General features: G+C 42.1%; 28 protein-coding genes. 13 read left to right on the plus strand and 15 right to left on the minus strand.

Annotation, left to right across the window (positions count from 1 at the left end):
• Positions 1 to 4: 4 nt before the first annotated feature.
• Positions 5 to 595 (minus strand): TetR/AcrR family transcriptional regulator, encoded by a 591-nt coding sequence (locus BW976_RS07570; RefSeq protein WP_076372079.1) that lies wholly within the window; start codon positions 593 to 595, stop codon positions 5 to 7.
• Between the two features lie 198 nt (positions 596 to 793).
• On the opposite strand from BW976_RS07570, the gene BW976_RS07575 reads away from it, so the two are divergent.
• Together BW976_RS07575 and BW976_RS07580 are read left to right on the plus strand one after the other, a co-directional pair.
• Positions 794 to 994 carry a hypothetical protein gene (locus tag BW976_RS07575; RefSeq protein ID WP_076372081.1) on the plus strand — a complete coding sequence of 67 codons (201 nt, stop codon included), beginning with the start codon at positions 794 to 796 and terminating at the stop codon, positions 992 to 994.
• A gap of 291 nt (positions 995 to 1,285) precedes the next feature.
• Positions 1,286 to 2,014 (plus strand): SDR family oxidoreductase, encoded by a 729-nt coding sequence (locus BW976_RS07580; RefSeq protein WP_076372083.1) that lies wholly within the window; start codon positions 1,286 to 1,288, stop codon positions 2,012 to 2,014.
• 171 nt (positions 2,015 to 2,185) lie between these two features.
• Here BW976_RS07580 and BW976_RS07585 read toward each other — a convergent pair whose 3' ends face one another.
• Genes BW976_RS07585 through BW976_RS07595 form a run of 3 tightly spaced genes read right to left on the minus strand, consistent with a single transcriptional unit; the run spans position 2,186 to position 3,661 of the window.
• Entirely contained in the window at positions 2,186 to 2,518 is a 333-nt protein-coding gene (locus tag BW976_RS07585; RefSeq protein ID WP_076372085.1) for a hypothetical protein, read from the minus strand.
• 56 nt (positions 2,519 to 2,574) lie between these two features.
• The gene (locus tag BW976_RS07590) at positions 2,575 to 3,057 is read right to left on the minus strand and encodes an NADH-quinone oxidoreductase subunit B (protein ID WP_076372087.1); all 483 of its coding nucleotides are present in this window, start codon (positions 3,055 to 3,057) and stop codon (positions 2,575 to 2,577) included.
• Positions 3,047 to 3,661: an NADH-quinone oxidoreductase subunit A gene (locus BW976_RS07595; RefSeq protein WP_076372089.1), complete on the minus strand. Its 615-nt coding sequence runs from the start codon at positions 3,659 to 3,661 to the stop codon at positions 3,047 to 3,049. Before BW976_RS07595 ends, BW976_RS07590 begins: the two co-directional genes overlap by 11 nt.
• Between BW976_RS07595 and BW976_RS07600 the strand changes: the two genes are divergently transcribed.
• Positions 3,660 to 4,874 (plus strand): BaiN/RdsA family NAD(P)/FAD-dependent oxidoreductase, encoded by a 1,215-nt coding sequence (locus BW976_RS07600; protein ID WP_076372091.1) that lies wholly within the window; start codon positions 3,660 to 3,662, stop codon positions 4,872 to 4,874. The two genes, BW976_RS07595 and BW976_RS07600, sit on opposite strands and share 2 nt — an antisense overlap.
• Positions 4,875 to 5,055: 181 nt before the next feature.
• On the opposite strand, the gene BW976_RS07605 is transcribed toward BW976_RS07600, so the two are convergent.
• Positions 5,056 to 6,027 (minus strand): glycosyltransferase family 2 protein, encoded by a 972-nt coding sequence (locus BW976_RS07605; RefSeq protein WP_245834661.1) that lies wholly within the window; start codon positions 6,025 to 6,027, stop codon positions 5,056 to 5,058.
• Between the two features lie 153 nt (positions 6,028 to 6,180).
• Here BW976_RS07605 and BW976_RS07610 point away from each other — a divergent pair, with 153 nt between their 5' ends.
• A complete protein-coding gene (locus tag BW976_RS07610; RefSeq protein WP_076372093.1) occupies positions 6,181 to 7,029 on the plus strand; it encodes a cupin-like domain-containing protein in 849 nt (282 codons plus the stop codon).
• 311 nt (positions 7,030 to 7,340) lie between these two features.
• Complete coding sequence (locus BW976_RS07615) at positions 7,341 to 8,537, plus strand: NADH-quinone oxidoreductase subunit D (RefSeq protein WP_076372782.1); 1,197 nt, start codon at positions 7,341 to 7,343, stop codon at positions 8,535 to 8,537.
• Between the two features lie 188 nt (positions 8,538 to 8,725).
• Here the strand turns inward: BW976_RS07615 and BW976_RS07620 are convergent, their stop codons facing one another.
• On the minus strand, positions 8,726 to 9,832 hold the full coding sequence (locus BW976_RS07620) for a S1C family serine protease (protein ID WP_076372095.1): 1,107 nt from the start codon (positions 9,830 to 9,832) through the stop codon (positions 8,726 to 8,728).
• 12 nt (positions 9,833 to 9,844) lie between these two features.
• Positions 9,845 to 10,414, minus strand: a complete 570-nt coding sequence (locus BW976_RS07625) for an RNA polymerase sigma factor (protein ID WP_076372097.1) — start codon at positions 10,412 to 10,414, stop codon at positions 9,845 to 9,847.
• Positions 10,415 to 10,752: 338 nt separating this feature from the next.
• Here BW976_RS07625 and BW976_RS07630 point away from each other — a divergent pair, with 338 nt between their 5' ends.
• From BW976_RS07630 to BW976_RS07645, 4 genes are all read left to right on the plus strand, one after another.
• Entirely contained in the window at positions 10,753 to 10,977 is a 225-nt protein-coding gene (locus BW976_RS07630) for a hypothetical protein (protein ID WP_076372099.1), read from the plus strand.
• A gap of 177 nt (positions 10,978 to 11,154) precedes the next feature.
• Positions 11,155 to 11,379: a hypothetical protein gene (locus BW976_RS07635; RefSeq protein ID WP_076372101.1), complete on the plus strand. Its 225-nt coding sequence runs from the start codon at positions 11,155 to 11,157 to the stop codon at positions 11,377 to 11,379.
• A gap of 177 nt (positions 11,380 to 11,556) precedes the next feature.
• Positions 11,557 to 11,775, plus strand: a complete 219-nt coding sequence (locus tag BW976_RS07640; RefSeq protein ID WP_076372103.1) for a hypothetical protein — start codon at positions 11,557 to 11,559, stop codon at positions 11,773 to 11,775.
• 120 nt (positions 11,776 to 11,895) lie between these two features.
• Positions 11,896 to 12,339 (plus strand): hypothetical protein, encoded by a 444-nt coding sequence (locus tag BW976_RS07645; protein ID WP_076372105.1) that lies wholly within the window; start codon positions 11,896 to 11,898, stop codon positions 12,337 to 12,339.
• A 68-nt stretch (positions 12,340 to 12,407) separates the two neighbouring features.
• Here BW976_RS07645 and BW976_RS07650 read toward each other — a convergent pair whose 3' ends face one another.
• Entirely contained in the window at positions 12,408 to 12,863 is a 456-nt protein-coding gene (locus BW976_RS07650; RefSeq protein ID WP_076372107.1) for a ferritin-like domain-containing protein, read from the minus strand.
• Between the two features lie 88 nt (positions 12,864 to 12,951).
• On the minus strand, positions 12,952 to 13,119 hold the full coding sequence (locus BW976_RS29285; RefSeq protein ID WP_175614067.1) for a hypothetical protein: 168 nt from the start codon (positions 13,117 to 13,119) through the stop codon (positions 12,952 to 12,954).
• A gap of 233 nt (positions 13,120 to 13,352) precedes the next feature.
• Here BW976_RS29285 and BW976_RS07655 point away from each other — a divergent pair, with 233 nt between their 5' ends.
• The 4 genes from BW976_RS07655 (at position 13,353) to BW976_RS07670 (ending at position 22,464) form a co-directional block, all read left to right on the plus strand.
• The gene (locus BW976_RS07655; protein ID WP_076372109.1) at positions 13,353 to 14,858 is read left to right on the plus strand and encodes an ATP-binding cassette domain-containing protein; all 1,506 of its coding nucleotides are present in this window, start codon (positions 13,353 to 13,355) and stop codon (positions 14,856 to 14,858) included.
• A gap of 239 nt (positions 14,859 to 15,097) precedes the next feature.
• Positions 15,098 to 18,370 (plus strand): T9SS type A sorting domain-containing protein, encoded by a 3,273-nt coding sequence (locus BW976_RS07660; protein ID WP_076372111.1) that lies wholly within the window; start codon positions 15,098 to 15,100, stop codon positions 18,368 to 18,370.
• Between the two features lie 313 nt (positions 18,371 to 18,683).
• Complete coding sequence (locus tag BW976_RS07665; RefSeq protein WP_139332243.1) at positions 18,684 to 22,223, plus strand: hypothetical protein; 3,540 nt, start codon at positions 18,684 to 18,686, stop codon at positions 22,221 to 22,223.
• 7 nt (positions 22,224 to 22,230) lie between these two features.
• A complete protein-coding gene (locus BW976_RS07670; protein ID WP_076372115.1) occupies positions 22,231 to 22,464 on the plus strand; it encodes a hypothetical protein in 234 nt (77 codons plus the stop codon).
• A gap of 56 nt (positions 22,465 to 22,520) precedes the next feature.
• On the opposite strand, the gene BW976_RS07675 is transcribed toward BW976_RS07670, so the two are convergent.
• The 6 genes from BW976_RS07675 to BW976_RS07700 all read right to left on the minus strand — a co-directional run bounded on the left by BW976_RS07675 (position 22,521) and on the right by BW976_RS07700 (position 26,046).
• On the minus strand, positions 22,521 to 23,177 hold the full coding sequence (locus BW976_RS07675) for a DUF4136 domain-containing protein (protein WP_084192108.1): 657 nt from the start codon (positions 23,175 to 23,177) through the stop codon (positions 22,521 to 22,523).
• A gap of 65 nt (positions 23,178 to 23,242) precedes the next feature.
• Positions 23,243 to 23,815 (minus strand): Maf family protein, encoded by a 573-nt coding sequence (locus BW976_RS07680; protein ID WP_076372119.1) that lies wholly within the window; start codon positions 23,813 to 23,815, stop codon positions 23,243 to 23,245.
• Positions 23,816 to 23,883: 68 nt separating this feature from the next.
• On the minus strand, positions 23,884 to 24,405 hold the full coding sequence (locus BW976_RS07685; RefSeq protein ID WP_217696219.1) for a KdsC family phosphatase: 522 nt from the start codon (positions 24,403 to 24,405) through the stop codon (positions 23,884 to 23,886).
• A gap of 90 nt (positions 24,406 to 24,495) precedes the next feature.
• Positions 24,496 to 24,738 (minus strand): Fe-S cluster assembly protein IscX, encoded by a 243-nt coding sequence (gene iscX, locus BW976_RS07690; RefSeq protein ID WP_076372124.1) that lies wholly within the window; start codon positions 24,736 to 24,738, stop codon positions 24,496 to 24,498.
• A 125-nt stretch (positions 24,739 to 24,863) separates the two neighbouring features.
• The gene (locus BW976_RS07695) at positions 24,864 to 25,196 is read right to left on the minus strand and encodes a 2Fe-2S iron-sulfur cluster-binding protein (protein ID WP_076372126.1); all 333 of its coding nucleotides are present in this window, start codon (positions 25,194 to 25,196) and stop codon (positions 24,864 to 24,866) included.
• Positions 25,197 to 25,215: 19 nt separating this feature from the next.
• Complete coding sequence (locus tag BW976_RS07700) at positions 25,216 to 26,046, minus strand: Rossmann-like and DUF2520 domain-containing protein (protein WP_317042928.1); 831 nt, start codon at positions 26,044 to 26,046, stop codon at positions 25,216 to 25,218.
• Positions 26,047 to 26,063 lie beyond the last annotated feature (17 nt).

The following is a 26,063-nucleotide window of genomic DNA, read 5'->3' on the forward strand; positions in this document are numbered from 1 at the left end:
AGTTTTACTTTTTTAGAGATTTTACAACCAGGTCAAACGCCCTCCAGAGTACTTCGTCGGTCATTTTAAAGGGCGTACCACCCAGGCTTTTTCCCTCCATATCAAAGCGGATAAGGTTATATAAAGTACCGAACGCGATTGACCAATACACCTCAAAAGGCATAGTTTCTATTTCGCCACGCTCAGTAATATTTTGCATAAACCTGGTCATGGCACTCACAAATCCGGGCATAAAGCCCGAAAGAAACTCTTCCTGGTAACTTGAACTGCGCAGCTGATCGAAAAACTGGCTCATCCTGGGTTTTTCCCTGGCATAACGGTAACGGTTTTCCCATTGCTTGCGCAAGCCTTGTTCAAATGGCTCTTCCGGATCAAAATCTCTGGTAAAAAACTCTTCCATCACCCTCAGCTCCTCCATAGCCACTTTCATGATCAAATCGTCGCGGTCTTTATAGTATACGTAGGGGGTACCCACCGAAATATTACAGGCCTTGGCCAGTTTATTCATACTAAAGCCTTCTAAACCATCTTTGATGATGAGCTCGATAGCTTTTTGCTTTACTAATTCTTCCTTATCTGTATCTCTTGATCGCATAACGGCTCAAAGATAAATAAATATTCATTCATTTATACTGATATTTTATTTATGTGACTATTTTGACAATGTGAAACAGACGTTTTTCTGTAAGTTCCTAACCTTTGTAGAAAAACACTATGGTCAATTTACTATAAAGTAACATTACCGCTTTACTTTTAAGAGCAAGTAAATGAACCATCATTTAAAACAAAAACCATGAAAAATTTAAAATTGAAAGCATTAGGACTGGGTGTTACCGAAATGCTTACAAGAACACAAATGAAAAAGGTAACAGGTGGCGCCAGCGGTCCTACCTGCAGTATTAACCAGGGTGGCTGCGCTACCAGCATTACCTGCGCCGGCGGCGAAATATGCAGATGCACTGAAGACCCATGCTGGTGCGGCTGCCGCGGTTAAGCTAAGATGCCTTAGTTATTTTCCTTTCTTCCCTTCGGGAAATTCTTAGGAAAAAATACTTGTCATACTGAACGGAGTGAAGTATCTATTCTGCGATATGCATATTGAAGAAGATCCTTCGCTCCGCTCAGGATGACAACTATAAACTATTCAATTCTCCCATTGCAGCAAGATCATCTCCTTGTTTCTCTTACCCTTAAATGTTTGAATTTTGTAAGTATAGCATTGATATTTGTAATCAGTTGCGTTGCATTTCTGAACATCTTTGTATGATTAATATAACTCAGCAAGATGAAATTAACCCATAATAAAATTCTGATTACCGGTGGGGCCAGCGGCATTGGTCTGGGGCTTACCGAAAGATTTATCAGGGAAAACAATACCGTTATCGTTTGCGGCCGGCGCGAATCCGTTTTACAGGAGCTTACCGATAAATATCCCACCGTAATAACCAAAGTATGTGATGTTGCGGTTGAAGCTGATCGTGTGGAACTTTTTAACTGGATAGCCGAACATCACCCCGACTTAAACGTGCTGGTAAATAATGCGGGCATACAGCAATGGATGAACATCACCGATGACGATTTTATGCAGCGTGCCAAAATAGAGATAGCCACCAATATCGAAGCGCCGCTTCATTTAACATCGTTGTTTATCCAATTAAAATCATTCACAACAGTGATGAATGTAAGCTCGGGCCTGGCTCTTGTGCCTTTTACCCAGGTGCCGGTATATTCTGCCACTAAAGCTTTTTTGCATTCCATTACACTTTCTACCCGTTTCCTGCTCCAGCCAAAAAACATTGAAGTGATAGAGGTGATACCTCCCGCACTGAATACCGACTTAGGCGGAATAGGCTTGCATGATGCACATCCACCGGTAAGCACCTTTATTGAAGGCATATTTGAGCAATTGAAAGCCGGAAAAACCGAATTGACCTTTGGCTTTAGCGAAGCGATAGCCAATAGTGATCCGGAGGGGTTGAAGGTTATATTTAATAGGTTAAACCCGGTTAAATAACTGTAATATCGCTTTTCCCATTCCCTCCCCACGGGAGGGGTGCGGCTGTTTTGCGTGGTGGCAGGGAGGGGTTTATGCACCCTGTAGATCAATTAACTAATCCATCAAACCCCTTCCTCCCCTTCCCCAGGAAGGAATCGCACGGGGTCGGGCTTTTCTAATCAACTGCTGCTATCGAATTTTTCTAACAAATTCGAAGTACTCATCAGGGTATCTTTTGGCTACTTTTAGCAGAATCTTTTCCCGTATCTTGAAACTATCTTGCATGACAGAGAAATCACTCCTTAATTTTACACCATTATAAACGTATTCAACATAAATTCTGGTGCAGCTTCTTGAAGGAGTAATATCTATTATTGTTGCACTAACAAAATCGCTGCTTTTTAATGCGGCTTCTTTCTTTTTATTATAAACAATACTATAAACTATCGATAGTGCAAACAGAACCAGAAGTAAGGTTATCTTAAACGCTTTAGTTTCTAGTATCCAGTAATACTTATTCATTGATATTTGAGCGATGTTGTATAGAACATAGTCAATAAATATCTATGGATAATCCTTTACGCCCTAACCCAATGTTCCTGCTCAATTTTCTTTTGCAGTTCCAGGATGGAGCCGATGAGGGCTTCGGGGCGTGGCGGGCAGCCTTGTACGTATACGTCAACGGGGATCACTCTGTCTACCCCTTTTACCACGTGGTAGCCATGCTGCCAGTATGGGCCGCCGCAATTGGAGCAGGACCCCATCGATATCACATACTTGGGCTCGGGCATTTGCTCGTAGAGGCGTTTAATGCGTTCGGCCATTTTAAAGGTAACGGTACCGGCTATAATGATCACATCGGCCTGGCGGGCTGATGGGCGCGGGAAAACACCAAAGCGGTCCAGATCATACGTTGAGGCCATCGATCCCATCATTTCAATGGCGCAGCAGGCTATTCCAAAACTTAAGGGCCACAGGGACGACAGTCGCGCCCAGTTGAGCAGATCATCCAGTTTGGTTACTACAACACCGCCGCTTTCACTCGTTATATCACTGCTCATTGGTTGGCTTTTTAAAAGTGGGTTTAAACATGGGTTTCCGGATAGGCACAGCCTCTACGGGTATTTCTGCAACAACTGCTTCGGCTACTAGCGCTTCATTACCCATGCTGAATGGTTTCACAACAAATTTCCCCTGCTCCATATTTAACTGTTGGTACAAAGAAGCGGGAATGGTTACATCGGTAACAGGCACCACGGGTTTGGCTTTTATCCATTCCAAATCGCCTTTGCGCCAAACGTAAACCAAGCCCAGGATCAGGATGCCTAAAAATATAAACATTTCGACCAGCGAGAACCAGCCCCAGCGGGCATCCTGCGCTATAATTTCATGACTACCAAATACGGTTGCCCAGGGAAATATGAACACCATTTCTACATCGAACAACAAGAATATGAGGGCGATAACATAAAACCTCGAATTAAAAGGCAGCCAGGCATTGCCGGTGGGTTCTTCACCGCATTCGTACGAGGTTAATTTCTCGTAATTTGGGTTTTTGGGAGCAAGCAGGCGGTTAATAAAAAATATTACACATACCATTATTATTCCGGTGATCAGAAAGATGAGTATCTTTCCAAATTCTGATATTTGCGAAACATCGGTCATGACTACAAATTTAACAAAACAAACCCATTTTGATGCAATAATTATTGGCGGCGGTGCCTGCGGACTCATGTGCGCCGTGCAGGCGGGCTTTTTGGGTAAGCGTACGCTGATACTGGAAAAGGTCGACCGTGTGGGCGCCAAGATCCTCATCAGCGGGGGCGGCAGGTGTAACTATACCAACCTGTACGCTACCGATCAGCAGTTTATATCGCAAAACCCGCACTTCTGTAAATCAGCCTTTTCACAATGGACAGTGGAAGATACCATCAGCTTTTTTGAAACTTATGGCATTGAAGGCAAAGAGAAAACCCTAGGGCAGCTTTTCCCGGTAAGCGATAAAGCTAAAGATGTGGTACAGGTTTTTACTGACCTATGCGCTGATATGGATCAGGAGATCTGGTGCGATGCCGAGGTTAAAATGGTTGAAAAAACCGACGATGGTTTTACTGTTCGGGCCGAAGTTAACGGCCGGCAGGAATACATCAGCGCATCCAGCGTGGTGATTGCCGCGGGCGGTTTGCCTATCCCTAAAATGGGCGCTACCGATTTCGGTCTGCGTACAGCGCGCCAGTTCGACCTTAAAATTGTGGATACCGCGCCCGCCCTGGTGCCCCTCACCATTACCGGGAAAGATCAGCCCTGGTATGAGCAGCTGAGCGGCAACAGTATTTTTTGCCGGGTTTGGAACGACAGGATCAGTTTTGAAGAGAACATCCTGTTTACCCATTGGGGACTGAGCGGTCCGGCTATACTGCAAATTTCCTCCTATTGGAAACCCGGCGAATACATCAACATCGACCTGCTTCCCAATCAAAACATAGCCGACCTGTTGCTACAAGAAAAGGAAGCGAACGGTAAAAAGATGTTACTGGCTTACTTAGCCGGTTTATATACCCGCAAATTTGCCGAGGCCCTAAGCGATAAATTACCGGTAGAGAAAAATCTGGCCTCGCTTACCAAAACCGATATCGAAAACATCAGCGAGCTGATACATGAATTTAAAGTAAAACCTGCTGGCGACAAGGGTTACGACAAAGCCGAAGTAATGCGCGGCGGCGTATCTACCGATGAGCTATCATCCAAAACATTGGAAGCTAAGAAAGTTCCAGGTTTATTTTTTGGCGGCGAATGCGTGGATGTTACCGGCTGGCTGGGCGGCTACAATTTTCAATGGGCCTGGGCCAGCGGTTTTGTGATTGCGCAAAATATTTGACCTCACCTCAATCCTCTCCAAAGGAGAGTACTTTGAACAACACTTTTTTTCATTCCCTCCCTTGGGAGGGGTGCGGTTGGGTAGCGTGCAATGGCAGGGAGGGGTTTATTCCTGAGGCCATCTTATCATGCTGAGCTCCGTTTTTTATCCTTTCTTCAGGTCATCAGCCCAAACTACCTCTTTACCGTTCTACTATTTCATAATTCCGGTACTCGCCGATGCGCCAGCCAGTGAGTTGCTCAACCCTTTGCAGGAATTTACGGCGGAAGGTCATGTTTTTGCGGAGAGCCTTGGTACTGAAATCTATCTTCCAGTTGGTGGCGGCTATGCGTTTTTGCATAGGTGTTGGGTGTGTACCGTTAAAGTGCACCAGTTTATCGGCATTGCCATAGTCAAACTCAAAAGTTTTGGGAAGGTTTTGCTCCATCCAGGCATCGTCGTGATAAAACTTATTGAAATTACGGATCTTATTATTCAACCCTTGCGGTGGTTTTGCCCAGCCGTAATGATAGATGTAAGCATCAATGAGTTTTACTTTGATCTTGCGATCATTAAGCCTGAAACCCTGCGCGTCACGATAAGCCCTGATCCCCTTAATATTCTTAACCAAACGTATCTCGCGGCGGTACCAGCGCCTGGAATCGCCATAGTAATCGTACGAACCATAAAAGTGCAGGTATTTGAACAATAGCCCTTCAATGTTGGGTTTGTTCAGCGCTTCTTCCATCTCTTTTTTAATGAGAGGATGATATTTTTCGTGCACGGCTTCGTCGCCCTGGATATAAAAGGCCCAATCGGTATCCGGCGATATGGCATCAAAAGCTTTATCGGTTTCTACAGCAAAAACACGTCCGCCATCTTTAAGAGAATCGTCCCAAACCGAATCAATGATCCGGATCTTGGGCGAACCAATGGCCTCTATCAACTGGCGGGTACCGTCATCAGAATTTCCGGACATCACAATAAATTCATCACACAGCGGCAAAATAGAGGCGATAGCTTCAACAATGGGGTAATCGTTTTTAACCGCGTTTCTGATAAAGGTAAATCCAGATACTTTCATTAAGCCAAAGGTATTTAAACAGGGGATAATTTTGGTAAAAGTAACGGGATATTTATTGCGTTCAAAAATCCCGTTGTGCATTTTGTTCATCCAATCTTCATATTGTTTTACAACCTTCAGATGCTCTTCTGCGTAACACAGTTAAAGCCCATCTACCTTCCTAACTTTAAAGAAATCAATTAATTATTAAGCTAAGGGTTTAATCTTTTACTAAACCTGTATCACCCTGCAACCAGTTTAAACATGGATATCATCAGACGAGACAACATTACCTACGAGGGGTTTATGGAAGAGCATTATAAACCCGGCATACCGCTGGTGTTTACCAATGCTGCCAAAGTGTGGAAGGCTAATGGGCTGTTTAGTCCGGATTGGTTCCGTGAAAATTACCCTGACCGTAAAACCGATTGTCGCGGTATCACCTACACCATGCGGCAGGTGATGGATATGGTGGAGGCTGCTACCGAGGAAAATCCAGCACCTTACCCTATCATCTTTGATATCCCTACCACCCTGCCCGAAGTATTACCGCTACTTGATCCGCTTGATTTGAACTATGCATCGCCCAACTGGCTGAAAAATAAAATGTTCAGCATTGGTAAATGGGGCGGCGCTACCGAAATGTTTATAGGTGGCCCGGGCGGCAGGTTCCCTTACATGCACATTGATTATTACCACCTGAATGCCTGGATAACCCAGTTGTATGGCGAAAAGCGTTTCACCGTTTTCCCACGCGGGCAGGAACATCTGCTTTACCCCCGTCCGGATGATCCCTGGCGCTCGGAGCTCAATGTATTTGAGCCTGATTACGAGAAATACCCACTGTTTAAAGATGCTACGCCCATTAATTTTGTGATTGGTCCTGGTGAAACGCTATTTATTCCCTTTGGTACCTGGCATACGGCTTATTCGCTTACACCTACCATTTCTGTTGCTTTTGATACCCTGAACAGCAAAAACCACAAGGAATTTATGAAGGATGTATGGACCTTTAAAAAACGCGATAGTAAATTGAAAGCTGTAGCTATGTATGCCTATGCCGCGGTGGCTACACAAACATCAAAGATTGGTGAAGCTTTGAGGGGCCGGTAGTCAACTCACCCCGACGTCGCTGCGCTTGTCCTCCCCTCTCTTAATTTTGTCATCCTGAGCGCAGCGAAGGATCTATTCATGAACTATGCTTCCGGAAGAATAGATCCTTCGCTGCGCTCAGAATGACAAATTTGTTCTATAACTTTTCAATTCCCCCTCTTTGCGCAGCAGAGAAGGGTGCCGCGCGCAGCGCGCAGGCGGGGTGAGTCGCCTCTGCACCACGTAAACACTACAATTTTTATAGATTTTTAGTCCGATAAAACCAAAAAAATGTTGATTTTTGAAACCTACAAAACAGCGCAACATTGGTTATCACAAATCCGAAATACGAAGAAGCTTTAAATAACTATCATAAAAAAATAGCTGAGGCCAGCGTGGAAGATATGGTGCTTAATATGGGGCCACAACACCCTTCTACCCACGGTGTTTTGCGTTTGGAGCTGATAACCGATGGCGAGATTGTAAAAGAGGTAATCCCCCATATCGGGTACCTGCATCGCTGTTTCGAGAAACACGCCGAATCTTTAACCTACCAACAAACCATCCCTTTTACTGACCGGTTGGATTACCTGGCATCCATGAACAATAGTCACGCTTTTGTGATGGGTGTAGAGCGGATGATGGGGATTGATAAAGATATCCCTAAACGGGTGGAGTACATCCGCGTGCTGGTATGCGAGCTTAATCGCATTGCATCGCACCTGATAGCTATCGGTACTTATGGTATTGATATAGGCGCTTTTACGCCATTTTTATGGTGTTTTAGGGATCGCGAACATATTATGGGGATGCTGGAGTGGGCCTCTGGCTCGCGCATGCTGTACAACTATATATGGGTGGGCGGCTTATTTTACGATCTGCCGGTAGGTTTTGAGGAACGCTGCCGCGAGTTTGTCGAATATTTTAAACCCAAAATGGTGGAGCTTAACCAGCTGCTTACCGATAACCAGGTATTTATATCGCGTACGGCCAATGTGGGTGTGCTGCCATTGGATGTAGCTATTAATTATGGCTGCTCAGGCCCTATGCTGCGGGCATCGGGTTTGAAATGGGATCTGCGGCGCATTGATAACTATTCTGCTTATCCCGAGCTTGATTTTGAGATCCCGGTAGGTACCGGTCTTATGGGTACTGTAGGCGATTGCTGGGACCGTTACAAAGTGCGTGTGGATGAAATAGAACAATCCCTGCGAATAGTGGATCAGTGTCTTGATCGCCTGCAAAACGAACTGAAACGCACTCCCGATTTTGATCCCCGGGCTAAAATGCCGCGCAAAACCATCCCCAAAGCACAGGATTATTATGTGCGCTGCGAAGGTGCCAAAGGCGAGCTGGGTTTTTACTTTATGGCCGATGGCAAATCTGAGATCCCTACCCGTGTAAAAGCACGCGGACCAAGTTTTAATAATCTTTCTGTATTACCCGAAATATCCAAAGGCGTACTCATTGCCGATCTGATAGCTATTGTAGGCTCTATTGACTTTGTGCTTGGCGAAGTGGACAGGTAGAGTGATTTCGGAATTCGGATGTTCAATTTCGGATTTGTTTATGTATAGAATCAAAGATGTTTAATTGAAGATTTAAATGCCTTTGCAAGTCAATAAATCCGAAATCGAACATCCGAAATCCGACATAAAAAAAAGAGGCACCTTACGGTACCTCCTTTTCAATTATTAATTTTTATTGGTTGGGCAAATTATTGATTGTAAACTTTAACCATGAAAACATAGTTTTTAAGTTTCTTTAACTGTTGGGGGCGACTTAAACCAGCCAGCGTGTTTTTGGTATTTAAAGTTAATGATTTACTTAATGAATCTGATGGGATATTCTGGATAGCTTTTAACAGATAAGCTGATTTTACAGCGAATGCCGCACCTGCTACCTGTGTTTGCTTGGCATTAATGATACCAACCACATTGCCTCTATCATCCAGCAGCGGGCCACCACTATTACCCGGGTTAACCGGAATGGAAACCTGGTATTCGGTAGTATCTCCCTGGTAACCAGTTGCTGAGGTTAATGACCCCAAACCATAAACCACCTTACTATCCGGATAACCAATAGTGAATACGTTTTCACCAAGATCTGTAGATGAACGCTTAAAGTTATAAGGTACTGCACCCAATCCTTCAAAGGCTTCATCATTGATCTGTAATACAGCTATATCATTTGCAGGTTCGGTATAGATCACCTTGCTGTGGAATGATTCGCCGTTTGCATTTTGCACATAAACAGAATCAGCATCCTTAATCACGTGGTAATTGGTAACGATATACCCGTTTGACGAAAGCGCGAAACCTGTTCCTCTGAAATTACCTGGGTTAGTAACTCTCTTACTTCCTTTGATATCGTTTATAATACTGTTGGTACGGGTATTCAGCGTCTCTTGGGAATGTTTAATCTTACCGATCTCCTGGCTTAACTGCTCAAAATTCGATTCATGACTATTCAGTTTACCAGTGAGGAATAGCGTACCCAAAATAGCAAAAATAGCTATAGAGGCGGCCACTGATATTTTAGAATGGTGATTTCTCCACATGCGCACTACCCAGGTTGGATGGATGGTTACTTCCTCTTTCAAGGCATGTACATCAATCTCGTCATGAATAGCATTTAAACGTTTTTCAAGCTCCAGGCGCTCACCGTATTGTTTTAGTAAACCAATAAACTGCAGGTGCTCGGTAACCCGGCTTTCTACAGTTGCATCGTTTTTGCGGAGCAATTCAAACTGGGTACCTTCTTCGGCGGTCATGCTGCCGTCAAGGTACCTTTCAATTAATTCCGTAAGTTGGTTATCACTCATCTCTTAAACTCCTTATTTCTGCTGAAAAAACAGCTTTTTGAGCCTTTGCAGGCATTTATATTTTTGTGTTTTGGCATTATCAGCATTAGTATAGCCAAAACGCTCGCAGATATCCTGCATTGATCTGTTATGTATATAAAAATCTTCCATAATGGTTTTGCAGGGCTCACCCAGCAATTGCAGGGCACTTTCCATTTTACTAAACTGGATATCCCTTTCATTATGGTCATCAACCTCTTCTTCTACCGGCAGGTATTCTTCAAAATCACGGATATCGCCCCCGTACCTGTTCATATGGCTCAATCTTTTAAGCCAGAGCCGGCGGCAAACCGAATAGATATAAGTTTTAAGCTTACTGCTCAATTCAAACTTGCCCGATTTGATTTTATTATAAAGAACGATGATGGCTTCCTGGTAAATATCTTTGGCATCATCCTCATCTCCGTTGTTATTGACAATTAACTGTAGTATCATCGGAAAATAGGTAGTGTATAACTTTTTTAACACTATTTCCGAGTTGTTAAGTATACCAAGAACTATCTCGCTATCTGTTGGTGCCGAAGTCTTTAACTCTTTATTCACTCTTAATACTATTTATACGAAATTGTAACCCATCATTATAAAAAATAATTTAACTAAAATAAATTATTAGTACCAACGCGGATATTTAGTGTTGTAACAATTATACGCCCGAATGTTTTATTCGTTTTTAATACTATAATTTAAACAAGGTAACCCAAGCCTTTTTTACCCCGTTTTTTATCAGGCGGCAAATCTGCAATAAAAAAAAACGGCCTCAAAAATATTTTGTTAATCAAAGCCCCTACACGCTATTTCCCTCCAGCAGCCAATTAGGTTACCTTTTTATTTTTATGGTATTAATATCAAAAACAAACAATTAAAACTTAAAACATATCCAAATGAAAAATTCAATCAAAACCGGCTTAGCCGCATTAGTTATTGCCATTTCTTTCTCAGCTTGCGGCGGTCATGCTTCAAAAACACCGACTGACTCAGCAAAAACCAGCGCTACTAAAATTGATTCAGCCAAAATTGATTCGGCTAAAACGCTTGCTGCCGACTCTGCCACAGCTGCTGCTGCCGACTCCGCTACGGCTGTTCTTTCCGATTCAACTAAAAAATAACAAGTAACCCACAAACAAATAAAAATCTTATACCTTTTTTTAACCTGTTTATCAGTTATTTACAAACAATAAAAGGTAATTTATATTTTTCTTGAAAAAACTTGGGTTACCTTTTATTCCTAAAAGTATTAACACTCGAAAACGATCACAAAATATTTAAATTTTAAAACTCACAAAATGAAAAATTCATTCAAATTAGGTTTCTTAGCTTTAGCTATCGCTGTTTCTTTCGCTGCTTGTAAAGGTTCTGGTTCAGCTTCAACTACTGATTCAACTGCTAAAGCTGATTCTACTAAAGTTGATTCTGCTAAAACTGATTCAGCTACTAAAGTTGACTCTACTGCTAAAGCTGGTGCAACTAAAGTTGACTCAGTTAAAAAAGATACTGCTGCTAAGAAATAATTTTACCACAATAAAAAAGGCTTTAGAAATATAATTTCTGATTCCTTTTTATTGATTTTTTAGTTATTCGTTAATTTATAAAAGGTAATCTGTAATTTTTTTTAAAATTATGGGTTACCTTTTGTTGTTTACTGTATTAACAACAAAACTATTAAATCACTTATTAAAAAATTAAACATGAAAAATTCATTCAAACTTGGCTTTTTAGCCCTGGCTATCGCTACTTCATTTGCTGCTTGTAAAGGTTCTGGTTCGGCAGCAGGTGCTGATTCAGCAAAAATGGACTCAGCTAAAATGGATTCAGCTAAAACTACTGCTGTTGATTCAACTAAAATGTCAATGAAAGATTCTACTAAAATGGATTCAGCTAAAAAAGACACAGCTAAAAAAATGTAATTTTTCTTTTTTTAGAAACAAAGAAACGCCCTGGTTTACCGGGGCGTTTTTTGTTTGATACCGGTTTTACATCAAAACAATTTGGATAGATATTGCTTCATATGGTAAGTTTAAAATCATATGAAATATTCGGAATGGCAATTACTCAGTAAAGACGAGCGCAAAACTATAGGCTGGCACCGGCACCCCCATATTAAAACGGCCACGCTTTTTAGCATCACTTTTATTATAGTTTTTATTGCGGTAATTTTTGGTATCAGCAAAAACAGTACGGTACACCTTAATCGTAAACCTACGGGCCAGGAAGCTTTTAATATGGCCCGGGGAATTGTAAAAGATCATTTAAAGCAACCCTCAACCGCCCTGTTTCCTGATCGTGATTTTAAGCCGTTGATTGACACTGCTACCAATAGCTACCAGATCCAATCAACCGTAAAAGCCTTAAACGCTACCGGCAAAACAATAAATTCTGTTTGGGTGGTGGATATGAATTACACAGGTGGCGATTGGTCTGAAAAAACAAGCTGGCAGGTTAAATCTGTAAGCATATCGCCAGAAAACTAAACAGCAAAGCTTCTTACATAAAAAAAGACCGGCCAAATGGTCGGTCTTTTTTTATGTAAGATTATCTTTTATTGAACCCGGTCGCGCAGGGCCTTTATTTCGTCATGAGCATCAAGCAGTTCATTCAATTGTGTGTTCACCACTCCGCGCAAATGAGCCGACAAAGATTTCTCTTCCAAAGCTTCACGATAAGCTTTAACAATCGCATCTTCTCCAAATTCGCATTCTTCCAGTATATCATGCGTATCATGAGCGGTAAATGCCGCTTTAACATCTAACCAGGTACGGTGAATTTTACCGCTGGTGGTTGTACCGTTATCGATATCCTGCCCTAATACCTGAATTTCGGTCCCCAACTCCAATTTAAACCGATGACTATCGCCAATCAGTGTAGTAAAAAGTGCTTTAAGATCGGTTTCATTTTCTTTCAGATCTTTTAAAGCGCGTTGGTATCCTTCAGTGCGATCATTATTAATCTGTACCAGGTCATTTAATACCTCGGCTGTTGCTTGTGTGTTTTCCATAGTTGTAAGTTTTATACAGAAGCAACGCACCAGAAATTAAATTGTTTAATTTAAAATATAAAATTTATCTTATTTATAAATAAAACCATCATGACTTTCCGCGGAACAAAGAGATGATCCAAATGAGTAGCAGGATAACTACAACTACGGCTATAATACCGACAACGGCGCCTGCTTTAAATATTCCTGTAATAACCGAACAGCCACTCATCGTGAACAGCAATAGGGCAATAAGTACTAAATGTGCATTTTTCATATGTTAATTATTTGTTGGTGATTGTATCTACTACAGTACTGCACAGTTTTTTGTTTGCCGTAATTTATTCCACTCAAAAAGCTATACCTATAAAGCCCCACCTATAAATCACAGCCAGTAATTTAAAAAAACAGCCTAACTTCCAGGCATATAGTTGTTCATTATTAAATATTAAGTAAAACAATATAGGTTTTTAAGACAGATAAGTATTTTTACTGCCTACTTATAAAGCCATGTTTAATATGCTTTTCTCCATAAATAATGCTACCGTAAGGTTTCTGACCAATACATTGTTTAATAACCTTACTTTCAAAATAAATAAAGGTGAACACTGGGCATTAATAGGCGAAAGCGGCTCAGGTAAAAGCGCCTTGCTACAAACTATAGCGGGGCGTTTTAATATTACCGGGGGAACTACTAATTATTATTTTCAGGACGATGTTCCGAATTTGCAGGTTGCCGAAAATGGCCAGAATTTACATAGCAAACTAATATCGTTGGTTGAACCCAAACACCATTTCAGGAATTTATCAAACACTACGGATTTTTATTACCAGCAACGATACAACTCCTCAGATTCTGAAGATGCGCTAACCGTTAATGATTATTTATTGTCTGTTAAAAGCATCCATCGCCCCGGTACACAGTGGACTTTGGACAAAACACTTACCCTGTTAAACCTTCACGCTTTACGCGATAAGCAACTCATCAAACTCTCCAACGGCGAAACAAAGCGTTTAATGCTGGCTGCGGCCTTACTTAAAAACCCCTTATTACTCTTGCTCGACAATCCATTGACGGGCTTGGATGTAAAAACCAGGCAGGAGTTTACTGGCATTATTGACCAGATAACAGCATCCGGAATCAGCATCATTATAGCTACATCTGTACATGAAATACCCGAAGCCATTACTCACGTAGCCGTTTTAAAAAACGGAAAAATTATTCATGAAAGTACCCGGGACGCCTTTAACCCGGAACTATTTACCATAAACACATCAGACAATATTGATCATCAAGAACTTACGGCACTATTAAATATCAATAAAAACCCGGTTGTTTTTAACCAGATTGTAACCATGGATAAGGTACATATTCAATATGGCGATAAGATAATTTTGGATGATATAAACTGGCAAATCAAAATCGGCGACAGATGGGCCCTGCTTGGCCCTAACGGCGCAGGTAAATCAACTTTATTGAGTTTGATTAATGGCGATAACCCGCAGGCCTATGCCAACAACATTATTTTGTTTGATAAAAAACGAGGCACCGGCGAAAGTATCTGGGATATCAAAAAGAAGATCGGTTTTGTATCACCCGAGCTGCATCAGTACTTCCCTACCGATAATAGCTGCCTGCAGGTAATTGAATCGGGTTATTATGATACGCTTGGCTTATTCAGGCCGAGCAATAAAGAGCGGGCAGATATTGCCTTAAGATGGATGAAAGCGCTGGAGATTGACCGCTACGCCCGTACCTTATTAAAAAATATACCAGCCAGCGCCCAACGCTTGTGTTTACTGGCCCGCGCGCTGATCAAAAACCCGGCTTTGCTTATTTTTGATGAACCCTGCCAGGGTATGGACGACCATCAGCAGCTCCATTTTAAAAACCTGGTGGATACCATTTGCAGCCTGAGTAATGTTACCCTTATTTATGTAACCCATTACCAGCATGAAATACCCAATAGCGTTGATAAGGTGCTGCGATTAGACAAGGGGAAAATGGTGAATTGATGGCAGTAAAACGCCACATCTACAATAGCATATTCTCATCATTACACTTAAATATTTCTTAATAGTTAAGTATAATTTTATTAATCTGTATCATATTTTTCTTTTAAATGCTATTTGTTTATTCATTTTGTTCATTACTTTAAACGCTATATCCTTCTGACGAAACGCACGTAATAACCCGTAAATTACTTATTAGTTTAATAGCTTATAAGAATATCTGTGGTTATAACCTGCGTTTTATGAAAAGCCTTTTACATTATTTGATATTGTTGCTGATACTGCTTGGTTTACAGGTAACAAATGTAAAAGCGCAGGTTACACATACATGGAATGGAACAAATCTTTCCGGAACACCCGCGGTATATGATTGGAACGACCCGACAAATTGGGTACCCGCAACAGTTCCCCAGGCTAATGACCCAGTTTTAATAAACGCCGCTTTAGCTGTTATTAATGCACCAACCGTAACTGGTACTGCTCAATGCGCCTCCATCTCTTTTAATGCACTGGTCGCGTTAGTTAATATCCCATTAACTGTTAATGGTATTTTAACTGTATCCGGGGTTATTGCACTGCAGCCTACATTACTCACCGGTTATAATGTACCGTTATCAGGTACAGGCACACTTAATTGCGGTTCCATACAAGTAGGGAGCGCTGCGGTTCTTTCATCCTTACTTGGTGTTTATGATTTACGTTTGAGTTCAACGATAGCCAATCTAAATGTTACGGGAGGTGTAACTATCTATTCACTTACATTAGTTCTTGGTTTAGGCAGGATAACCGGCGCATTTTCGTTACAAAATGGGACCACTACAATTGGTGGTCAGATATTAACACAATACGTTACAGTTCTGGGAGCCGCAGGCAGTTCCAGATTCAGCATTGATCCTCCTACTGGCTCTAATGCTATACTAAATCTTACCAATGCAGTCCCACTCACTACAACCCCTACAGGCGGCGCATCCTATTCAGGCATTATTGATTTTTACAACAGCACGGGAACCGGGCAAGCTACTGTTAACTATGCCTATACCGGTGCGGGTACACAAACGGTATACTCAACAACCGGCTTTAGTAACTTAGACGTAAGTCCGGCTTTATATCAAAATTTAACATTTACAGGAACAGGCAATAAGCAACCTAATATATCAACGGGCTTGCTAACCGTTGCTGGTAATATTGATAATTCGGCAAGCTCGCCTATTGATTTTGTGACTAATAAAAATACCGTTCAATTAACCGGTACTACCCAAACTATTGCAGGTGGGTCATACGCCAACACTGTCTTGCCAGCTTCACCAATTGGCACCGTATTTTATAACCTTACATCAACAGCCACAACGGCCACACTAAGCGGGCGTAATAACATAGCAGCGCTGGGAACTTTGGCTTTTTTAAAAACCAGCAACACCACCATGAATGTGGATGCTACAGCAACCAACAGCCTCACCCTGTTATCAAACAGTACCGGCGATGCCAGCATAGCCAGTTTAAGCGCAGATGCCAGCGCCACCGCCATCACAGCCACGGTTACCGGCACCCTTAACGTACAACGCTATGTAAAAGGCGGTGGCGGATCAACCGGGCCACGCCGTTATATGCTGATCTCATCGCCGGTTGCCAATGCATCGGCCAATGCTTATAACCTGCTGCCATTTTTTGCCACTACTTATATTAGCGGGCCGGGTGGTGCAGGCAATGGTTTTGACACTTCTCCCCAAAACAACCCATCCGTTTTTATCTATGACGAAAATGCACCGCTGACAACCAACCCCAACGTGGTAACAGGCAATGAATTTAAAGGCTTTGCTACCATTAACGAAACCGTACCAATGGGCAATGGGTTAGAATATTATTTCAGGGGCAGCCGTACGGGTGTATTAAGTTCTGCCGTATTTATAAGCCCCTTCCCTGCTCCAGACAATGCCACGTTAAATTTTTCGGGCGCTGTATATAAAGGCGCTGGTACCAATGGCGCTTTTACCGCAAGTATCATCAATTTTCCTGCTACTCCCCCCACCTATTACAGTTCATCAGCGGTTACGTTGTCAAACAATTTATCATATGCCAGTTCTGCTTCTACCAAAAAAGGGCTCAACCTGGTAGGTAATCCCTATCCTTCGGTTATCGACCTGCAAAAAGTTTACTCGGGGAACAGCAATGCTTACAGGTATTATTATATGCTGGTAAAAAATATCAGTACAGGCGCCAATAGCTTCTCAACTAAATATGCTGTTTATGATGCTACCAATTCCGGAACTCCACCTGCAGGAGCCAGCAGGTACGCTGTATCCGGACAAGGCTTTTTTATAACTGCTGCTAATGCAACCTCAACATTAACATTTAACGAGGGGATGAAAGTGCCTTATAGCTCCTATACATCACCTGCTTCAACCAGCCCGGTGTTTAACGTGATACGCAACCCAAGTGTGGTAGCTAAAACCCTGGCTGTTAGTCCCGATAAAGCCAATAATACACAACAGGTAACAGCTGCGGCCGCCCCGGCAGCGGCCCAAACCAATGCAGACCCCATGCCGCGATTACGTTTAGAGATGATGAAGGATACCAATATATTGAATACAGCCGACATTGCCTTTGATAAAAACTCCAGTGCTAAATTTGTACCCGGCGAGGATGCGCCATACATAGCAGCATCGGGTCAGGGCGATTTCTTTTATTCGCAATCGGCCGATTCTGTTGGTTGTTTTGCCAATTATATCGGTAACCTGGAAAAACTAAAACGCATCAATTTATTTATCGCGTTTTCGAATTTTGGGCAGTACAAAATTACCTCGCCTATTAAATCAAATATCGACGAACGCTATACCATCTACTTAAAAGACAAATACACTAACGACTCCTTAGATGTGGTGCATAACCCTGTTTATACTTTTAACGTCGATCAAAATGCAGCCAGTTATCCCCGGGATCGTTTTTACCTGAGCATTGGCATTGCTCCGGGGCATGAATATAAATTATTAGGCTTTAGCGGCAGTAAGGTAACGGGAGGCATTCAGCTAACATGGAAAACTGATAATGAAAGTAATTTCACGGGTTTCGTGGTTCAAAAAAGCACTAACGGTGGTAAGTCATTTGAAGTGATAGACACCTTACAATCAACCGGTGCGGGTAGTTATACCTTTACCGACCCTGCACCAGGTACCGGGCAGATCACTTATCGGCTGGCCCAAAGTTTGGTAACCGGTGATACCCAGCTATCAAAAACCCTCGTATTTGACTATAGTGGCGATCTGAATGTTTTAAAATTCATGGTATATCCTACCAACACGGCCCAGGATATCCACATTAAACTGGGTAAAACCTATAGTAACAACATCAAGATCAATATTATAAGCGCTACAGGTGCTATGGTAAAAACCTTAACCACCACCGACACCGATTCTGTACAGGAAAACGTGGGCAATTTGATCAAAGGGCTTTACATTGTTGAGGCTATTGATGCTACCACGGGCAAACGCATCGGGAGCGCTAAATTCTTCAAACAATAATCTGCTATCGTTTAAATTCTACCTCTCCAAATATTAAAATCTTTTTTTAAATCCAGGGTATACAAACGCTGCCGATCAATCTCTGCAATAATTTAGCAAGCCTGTCTTTGTTAATTTTTTTTTAAAATTTCTTTAAAAACGATGCTTTTGTTCATTTTATTCACTGACTTACATGTCTTTAGGGTATAAAAATGAAACTTTGACGAAATTTTAGCCGTATAAAGCCCTATTATTGTAAGCTTTAATACTCAAAACATTGTCACTCCCGAATTTGCCAACACGTCTACTCCAAGTTATCCTCATCGTTATTTTTTTGATATTTATCCAAAGCCGAACCTATGCCACGATAACTTTCGACTGGGATGGCAGCAATTCTACAGCCTGGACGCTGAAAGCCAATTGGACCATCACTGCAAACAATGGCGAAAATTTAACAAACGTAAATTATCCGGGTGAAAGCAGCAGCCGAACTACTGACATTGTGAGGCTTGGTGTTAATACCTCCGTTAGTGCTTTTGCTAATCAACCTACGCTTAGTGCAAGTGTAACCATAGCATCTCTTACGTTTGGATCTATACAAAACAGTAGTACTCCTTCCGGTACTATATTCTCAGGTTCTGTTTTAACAATCACATCGCCTGCTACACTAACCGTAAGTGGTGATATTGTTCAAAATGTGAGCACAAACAATACCACTATATTTAATAACATCAGGGGAACAGGCTCCATAACCTGTAATAATTTACAATTGGGTATTAACAATACCACGATAGTGTCTAATTTGTATTATTTAATAGTTGAACCTGCTGTTTTTTCTATAGCCAATAACGTTAATATATACGTGAATTGCTCCTCACAAAATGGTAGTGGCATCAGGCTCGAAGGTGGCACCATGACCATAAACGGGCAGATAACTTTTACCAACAGCGGTAGCAGTACCACCCAAAACTCCAGTTACTTTACTGTAAATGCCCTCACATCTTACAAAGGAAGCAATAATACAGCTACTAATCCAACAGTCATACTTAAGAGTACTACCCCTATAGGTCCTATACCCACACCTTATGCCTCTTGTAATTTTTACGGAGACCACGGCGGTAAGGCAACCACTATTTACCAGGGAGCTAATCCGCAGATTTTCACCTCTGCCTATCAAGGTTTCGGCCCAGGTGGCGGCGTCCCTATTGGATCGCCTTCTACAAGTCCTACTTATGATAACCTGGTTATACAGGGCAGCGGTACCGCAGTAATAGGAGGGCCAGGCGGTAGTAATCCAGCTTATTTAACTATTGATTCCACCTTAACAACAGCCAGCAATACTACTTTCAATACGGTTAATACTACTACCATCATCGGCGTTGTAAACGGTGCTACAGGCGCCAAATGGACAAATAATACAGGCGTAACCGTTACCGGGGGAGCAGGATCAATTGATATTAATGGCACTCTCAGCAATGCCGGAACCATGAACATGGGCACAGGTAATTTGAACATTTCCAAAGACTACACCAATACGGGCATATTTACCCCCAATACTACAGCGCTCATCACCTTTGATGGCGCAGCCGCACAAACTTTAATTGACAACACTGCAGCAGGTACAAAATTCAACAATGTAACTTTTACCAATGGTACAACGGGAGCAAATAGCAAGCGGATGAAATCGGGAAGTAATTTTTTTGTGAATCCTACCTACACCATCAACGTGAATGGATCTGGTATATTGACGGTTGAAAATACGCCTTCAACCTATACCTCTGCTTTAACCTTACTGTCCACTTCGGCTGGTGATGCCAGTATTGGCAACCTCACTGCCGGAAACATTGCGGGTAAAATTGAAGTGCAACGTTTTATAAAGGGTGGTGCACGCAGATATATGCTTATTTCATCGCCGGTTGCCGACACCACCAATACAGCTATTACTCCAAACACCATATCCAATTGTTACAGTCTGAAACCAATTATATTGCCCGGCGCGGCGGGAACCAGCACTATTGTTACAGGGATAAATGGCTCTGCAAATGGTTTCGACAGCGCGCCTTCTACGAGTAATAGCCCGTCTGTTTTTGTTTATAATGAAAATGCGCCGGCAACTGCCGACCCTAACCAGGTGGCAGGCAATGAATACAAAGGGTTAACGAATACCAGTGTAGCTATACCCATGGGCAACGGCATATTACTTTATTACAGAGGAAGCAGGGCTTTGTTAAACTCAACTACAGGAGCACCTTTTGTAAAACCCTTCCCTGCTGCCGACGATGGTACATTAACGTTTTTCGGTTCTGTTATTAAGGGGTCAACTGCTACCAACTCCCCGATGACGCCTAACATCATTAACTTGCCAACTACCACCGCGACAGATATATCAACCTACCCATTGGCAAGCACTAGCTATCCTACTACTTTATCATTTCATACTACCACCCCACTGGCAAAACGGGGATATAATTTGGTAGGCAACCCTTACGCGTCTGTTATCGACCTGGTTAAAGTTGGCACGGTTAACACAGGTATAAAATTTTACTACCTGCTCATCAAAAATGCATCAACCGGGCCAAACAGTTCATCTACCCGGTTTGTAGTATGTAACACTACCGTACTCGCCGCACCGATCATAGGGACAGGCGGCACTCAGTATGTGCTATCAGGACAGGGCTTTTTTGTAGCTGCACCTAGTGCCACAGCCATTACTTTTAACGAAAGTATGAAGGTATCTTATTCAACTTATACAGGCACAACACCTCCCATTTTTAATGTAAAAAAAGGGGGGCCCTCTGTGGTAAAAACTTTAGCTGTTAATGGAAACCATGACCTTGCAGCGGCTGCTACAGCTTCATCAGTTGCTGAAACGGCAACAACAACAGTTAATACCAATAATACACCGTGGATACGGCTGGATATGATGCAGGATTCGAGCACTTTTAGCTCTACCGATATTTTTTTCGATAAAACTGCCCACGATAAATTTGTTCCCGGCGAGGATGCTCCTTACTTAGCTTCATCTGGCCAGGGAAATTTCTTTTTTTCGCAAACTGCCGACTCTATAGGATGCTTTGCCAACTACACTACAGGGCTGGAGAAACTGAAGCGGGTAAATCTTTTTATTGCCTATACCAACTATGGCACGTATAAACTTACCGCCCCCATTAAACAAAACATTGACGAACGCTATACCATCTTTTTAAAAGATAAATTCACCAACGATTCTTTAGATGTAGTACATAATGCTGTATACACCTTCAATGTAACCACCGCCCCGGCTAGTTACGCTCGCGACAGGTTTTATTTAAGTATTGGCATAGCTCCCGGTCATGAGTATAAACTACGTGGCTTTAATGGCGCAAAACAAACAAATGGTATAAAACTAACCTGGCAAACCGACAATGAAAGTAATTTCACCACATTTGTTATTGAAAAAAGCGCCAATGGCGGCAATTCATTTATAGCGATAGATAGCCTGCGGTCAACTGGTGCGGGTAATTATAATTATACCGATTTAACACCCGGCAACGGACAGATACTTTACCGTTTAAAACAGCAACTAGTAACAAATCGTACAGATATTTCAAAAAATTTAAGTTTTAATTATCTCAACACAAACCCTATAAGATTTGTTGTTTACCCCAGCACCGCTTCACAAAACATCAATATCAACTTTGGCAAAACCTATAGCAACACCATTAAAGTGAGTATTGCAACCGCATCCGGAGGCCTTGTAAAAACCATAACAGCAAGTAATACTAATTATTTACAGCAAAATATTGGTAACCTGTTGAGCGGACTTTACGTAATAGAGGCAGTTGACGAGTCGACCGGAAAAAGAATTGGCAGCGCTAAGTTTTATAAACAATAACATCACCATGAAAATAACAGCCTTTGTAAAAACTATTTATAAATTTTTACCTGGGATATGCCTTTTATTGATCACCTCCAATTGTTTTGCCCAATCAAACCCTGGCGGTGGTTTTTGCGACGGATCTGACGGTGGACCAGATGGTTGCCCTTTGGATACCTGGGTAATTATATTGGTAGTTGCTGCCGCTGTGTTTGCCGCTGTCCATTTATATCGCCAAAAAAAATCCCTTCAGGCTTAGCGCCCAAAAGGATCATCATTATATTTTTTCTTGCAGGAATGAATGTGTTGTTTGCCTTATACTTTTCGCATTTGCGACGGACTGATCTGGTTTACTTGTAATTGTTTCAACACACCGTCAACCACTTTAGGTAATTCGTCAAGTGTTTTTTGCGGGTTGTGCAATTCGCCAACACCAAAACCTCTCCATACAATACGTCCGGTATTACGGTCAATCAGGTCGATGATAAGAGTGCCTTCTTTGTAGGGCACACGGGCATAAGTGCCACCGCCGTAGCCACCGTATGGGTAACCCCAGCCGCCCCAGCCACCATAGTAGCCGTAAAATCCGCGGGATCGCCAGCCCCAACCCCAGCCCCAGCCACCCCAGCCGCCCCAACCGAAGCCGCCATAGTAAGCCGGATAAAATTCAGTCTTCACACCCCTGCCGGTCACAGTAGAATAGCTTACCAGCAGATCGGGATTGTTTTCCTGTAGTCTTAAGCCTTTGGTTTGTAGTGCCGAGATAGTGGCATCTTTCACTCTTTCATCAGCGATCTCTTTTTTAATCACGCCACCGGCCTTGTTGCTTGTTTCGGGTGCTACCCAGGCAAATGTTCGGTAAGATGAGAGATCGGTTTTGTTACGGGCTGCTGTGTAGTAATTGTAACTGCTGCAAGCAGACAGGGCCGAAACCAGCAATATTGCCAGCCCTGTATACATAGTTCTTTTCATAGTTAATTCACTCCCTTATATTTAATCATTAGACTGTTGAGCAAACAAAGGTTTAATTTAAATAATTATTTATTTAAATTAACTAGCTGAGCGTATAACTTTTCTGTAGGCAAGCCCACTACGTTAGTATAAGAGCCGTTAATGCGTTCAATACCTATTAAGCCAATACGTTCCTGTATGCCATATGACCCGGCTTTATCAAGTGGGTTATATTGAATTACGTAACTTTCTATCTCCTGGTTGCTTAGTTTACGAAAAAACACTTCGGATACATCAAAAAAGTTATTATAACGCCCCTTATACAGCAAACACACCCCGGTAATAACCTGGTGCACCTTGCCCGATAGTATTTTGAGCATTTCAACCGCATGTTCCGGGGTTTCTGGCTTGCCTAATATCAGGCCATCTATGCAAACAATGGTATCGGCAGTAAGTACCACCTCATCGTTTATGGTACCATCAAACGCCTCGGCTTTTTTACGGGCGATGTAAACCGCAACCTCCTGTGGTGTTAAACCTTCGGGGTATGATTCGTCCACGTCCTTTAAAACAACTTCAAACTCCATATCCATCAGCCTGAGCAGGTCCTGCCTGCGCGGTGATTTTGATGCCAGAATGATCTTGGGAATACTATTCATTTGTTTTATCGATTAGAGATAAAGAACAAAGGGTTTTTGAATTTTAACTTTTGAATTTTGACTTCAATTTACCAGCTATAGGCCTGCTCGCTCATCCACTTGTCCTGCACTTTAAGCACTTTTTCGATAATATCGCGGGCGCAGCCCTTGCCACCACCATAAGGCGATACATAAGTGCTCACCGCTTTTATTTCTTCAACCGCATCGGCAGGGCAAACCGGTAAACCGGCCAGTTTCATTACCTCCAGATCGGGAATATCATCGCCCATGTATAAAACATTGGTAGCAATGATGGCTTTTTCTTCGAGGTATATTTTAAAACGTTGTGATTTGGTATGCGTACCCATGTAAACATCCTGAATACCCAGGCTGTTTAAACGGTATATAGCACTTTTTGAGCGACTACCCGATATGGCGCATACGTTGTAGCCGCATTTAACGGCCAGTTGCAGCGCATACCCATCTTTGATATTAAAGGCCCGGCTTTGTTCTCCACTGTCTGTCACAAAAACAGAACCATCTGTAAGCACGCCGTCCACATCAAAAATAAACGTGGTAATATCTTTTAATTTATGTAGAAATGATTCCACCAGTAATTAATTATTGAATTTTGAGTTAGTGGATTATTGAATCAGCAACTTTAAATGCAAACTGCTAACTACAAACCGCTAACCGGAATACTATTGATTATCTCGCCATTCGTAAACCCAGGCCGATTGGATTTGCTCCAGGTGTCCTTCTGTCGATTCGGCTTTTGTACCTGCAAAGTTAGGTAACGCTAAAACCCATTCCAGCAATTCGGTAAAACGAATGCGGTATATTTTTGATTCGTCAAAATCATCACCAAACTTTTCATAAAGTTCAATAGCGATGTCTTCGTGATCATTCCAGTGAATAGGCAAGGCAAATTTATTTTCGCTCATTTTTTGTGGTACGTTATACGCTCTTGTTTTGGTTATACGTAATACGTTTTACGTAGCACGTTTTTTATTCATTAATCATATTTACTTTTCACGTAAAACGTACAACGTTAAACGTAAAACCTCAATTAGTGCCCCAGGAATTGTGACTGATCTGGCAGGGTTACTTCTATATCACCGTCGATGATCACACATTGGCAACCCAGGCGCGAGTTAATACGCGGATTTACAGCCCGGTCAATAAAATCTTCCTCTTTATCTGATATTTCCTGAATATTATCCATTCCTTTATTCACATAAACATGGCAGGTACTGCATCCGCAAACACCGCCGCAATTATGCTGCAGCTCTATACCGTTCTCCAGGCAAACATCCAATACAGATTCTCCTTCGGCAATAGGCAGTTCAATTGGTTCGTGCCCTTTTTCCTCGAAATTTATCTTTACTTTAAAAACGTTCATTTAGGCAAAAGTAACAAAATTACTTGTCCCTGTGCCCTCCATTATTGTTTTTGATAATACCCTGACTTAATAAAGTATAGATCTCTTGCCAATACGGCTCAGCTTTAAGCATTTGCAGGTGAGCATTCATCGTAACCACGTCATTTCGTACAGCCGGACCTGTTTGTACACTTGCCGGAAGTTGTGTCTGCACTTTCTGCGCTGTTTCCAATATCAGGGGCTTCAGCATATCAAAATTCATTTGATGCCCCGCCAGCAGCTGTTGTGCAACAGCATAAAGATAATTAGGGAAGTTACAGGCAAATACAGCAGCCAGGTGCAATATTTTACGATCGGCAGAGTTAACATGGTATATATTATTACTGATCGTAGCTGCTAATTTTTCCAGATCGGTTTTGATATCATCATTAGCGGCTTCAATACATAGCGGCACGGCCCAAAAATCAACTTCTTTGGTTTTACTAAAGGTTTGTAGCGGATATAATACCCCTGCATTATCGGTAAAAGCCAGCAGATCTTTTAAATTGGTTGCACCAGATGTATGTACAATAATTTTTTGATATCTGGCCAGCGCCTTTACCATTTCTATAATGGCATCGTCCTTAACAGAAATGATAAATATATCGGTATCCGGACTTATAGTTGCCAGGTTATCAATAGCTTCAGCGCCCACATGATAGGCTAACAGGGCGGCATGCTGAGCATCGCGGCTATAAACCTGCACAATGCGGTGACCTGCGTTTTTTAATGCTGCAGCCAGGTGAGTAGCTACATTGCCCGATCCGATTAAGGTTATACGCATACTATTTTTACAATTAAAATATTTCGTAATCCATTGTAATTTAAATATTTCTGTATTTTAGCAAT

Source organism: Mucilaginibacter lappiensis, assembly GCF_900155965.1.
Taxonomy (GTDB): Bacteria; Bacteroidota; Bacteroidia; order Sphingobacteriales; family Sphingobacteriaceae; genus Mucilaginibacter; species Mucilaginibacter lappiensis.

Coding starts and splice junctions, on each gene's coding strand:
- BW976_RS07570 (WP_076372079.1), bottom strand. CDS start 595: ATGCGATCAAGAGATACAGATAAGGAAGAATTAGTAAAGCAAAAAGCT.
- BW976_RS07575 (WP_076372081.1), top strand. CDS start 794: ATGAAAAATTTAAAATTGAAAGCATTAGGACTGGGTGTTACCGAAATG.
- BW976_RS07580 (WP_076372083.1), top strand. CDS start 1,286: ATGAAATTAACCCATAATAAAATTCTGATTACCGGTGGGGCCAGCGGC.
- BW976_RS07585 (WP_076372085.1), bottom strand. CDS start 2,518: ATGAATAAGTATTACTGGATACTAGAAACTAAAGCGTTTAAGATAACC.
- BW976_RS07590 (WP_076372087.1), bottom strand. CDS start 3,057: ATGAGCAGTGATATAACGAGTGAAAGCGGCGGTGTTGTAGTAACCAAA.
- BW976_RS07600 (WP_076372091.1), top strand. CDS start 3,660: ATGACTACAAATTTAACAAAACAAACCCATTTTGATGCAATAATTATT.
- BW976_RS07595 (WP_076372089.1), bottom strand. CDS start 3,661: ATGACCGATGTTTCGCAAATATCAGAATTTGGAAAGATACTCATCTTT.
- BW976_RS07605 (WP_245834661.1), bottom strand. CDS start 6,027: ATGAACAAAATGCACAACGGGATTTTTGAACGCAATAAATATCCCGTT.
- BW976_RS07610 (WP_076372093.1), top strand. CDS start 6,181: ATGGATATCATCAGACGAGACAACATTACCTACGAGGGGTTTATGGAA.
- BW976_RS07620 (WP_076372095.1), bottom strand. CDS start 9,832: ATGAGTGATAACCAACTTACGGAATTAATTGAAAGGTACCTTGACGGC.
- BW976_RS07630 (WP_076372099.1), top strand. CDS start 10,753: ATGAAAAATTCAATCAAAACCGGCTTAGCCGCATTAGTTATTGCCATT.
- BW976_RS07635 (WP_076372101.1), top strand. CDS start 11,155: ATGAAAAATTCATTCAAATTAGGTTTCTTAGCTTTAGCTATCGCTGTT.
- BW976_RS07640 (WP_076372103.1), top strand. CDS start 11,557: ATGAAAAATTCATTCAAACTTGGCTTTTTAGCCCTGGCTATCGCTACT.
- BW976_RS07645 (WP_076372105.1), top strand. CDS start 11,896: ATGAAATATTCGGAATGGCAATTACTCAGTAAAGACGAGCGCAAAACT.
- BW976_RS07650 (WP_076372107.1), bottom strand. CDS start 12,863: ATGGAAAACACACAAGCAACAGCCGAGGTATTAAATGACCTGGTACAG.
- BW976_RS29285 (WP_175614067.1), bottom strand. CDS start 13,119: ATGAAAAATGCACATTTAGTACTTATTGCCCTATTGCTGTTCACGATG.
- BW976_RS07655 (WP_076372109.1), top strand. CDS start 13,353: ATGTTTAATATGCTTTTCTCCATAAATAATGCTACCGTAAGGTTTCTG.
- BW976_RS07660 (WP_076372111.1), top strand. CDS start 15,098: ATGAAAAGCCTTTTACATTATTTGATATTGTTGCTGATACTGCTTGGT.
- BW976_RS07670 (WP_076372115.1), top strand. CDS start 22,231: ATGAAAATAACAGCCTTTGTAAAAACTATTTATAAATTTTTACCTGGG.
- BW976_RS07675 (WP_084192108.1), bottom strand. CDS start 23,177: ATGAAAAGAACTATGTATACAGGGCTGGCAATATTGCTGGTTTCGGCC.
- BW976_RS07680 (WP_076372119.1), bottom strand. CDS start 23,815: ATGAATAGTATTCCCAAGATCATTCTGGCATCAAAATCACCGCGCAGG.
- iscX (WP_076372124.1), bottom strand. CDS start 24,738: ATGAGCGAAAATAAATTTGCCTTGCCTATTCACTGGAATGATCACGAA.
- BW976_RS07695 (WP_076372126.1), bottom strand. CDS start 25,196: ATGAACGTTTTTAAAGTAAAGATAAATTTCGAGGAAAAAGGGCACGAA.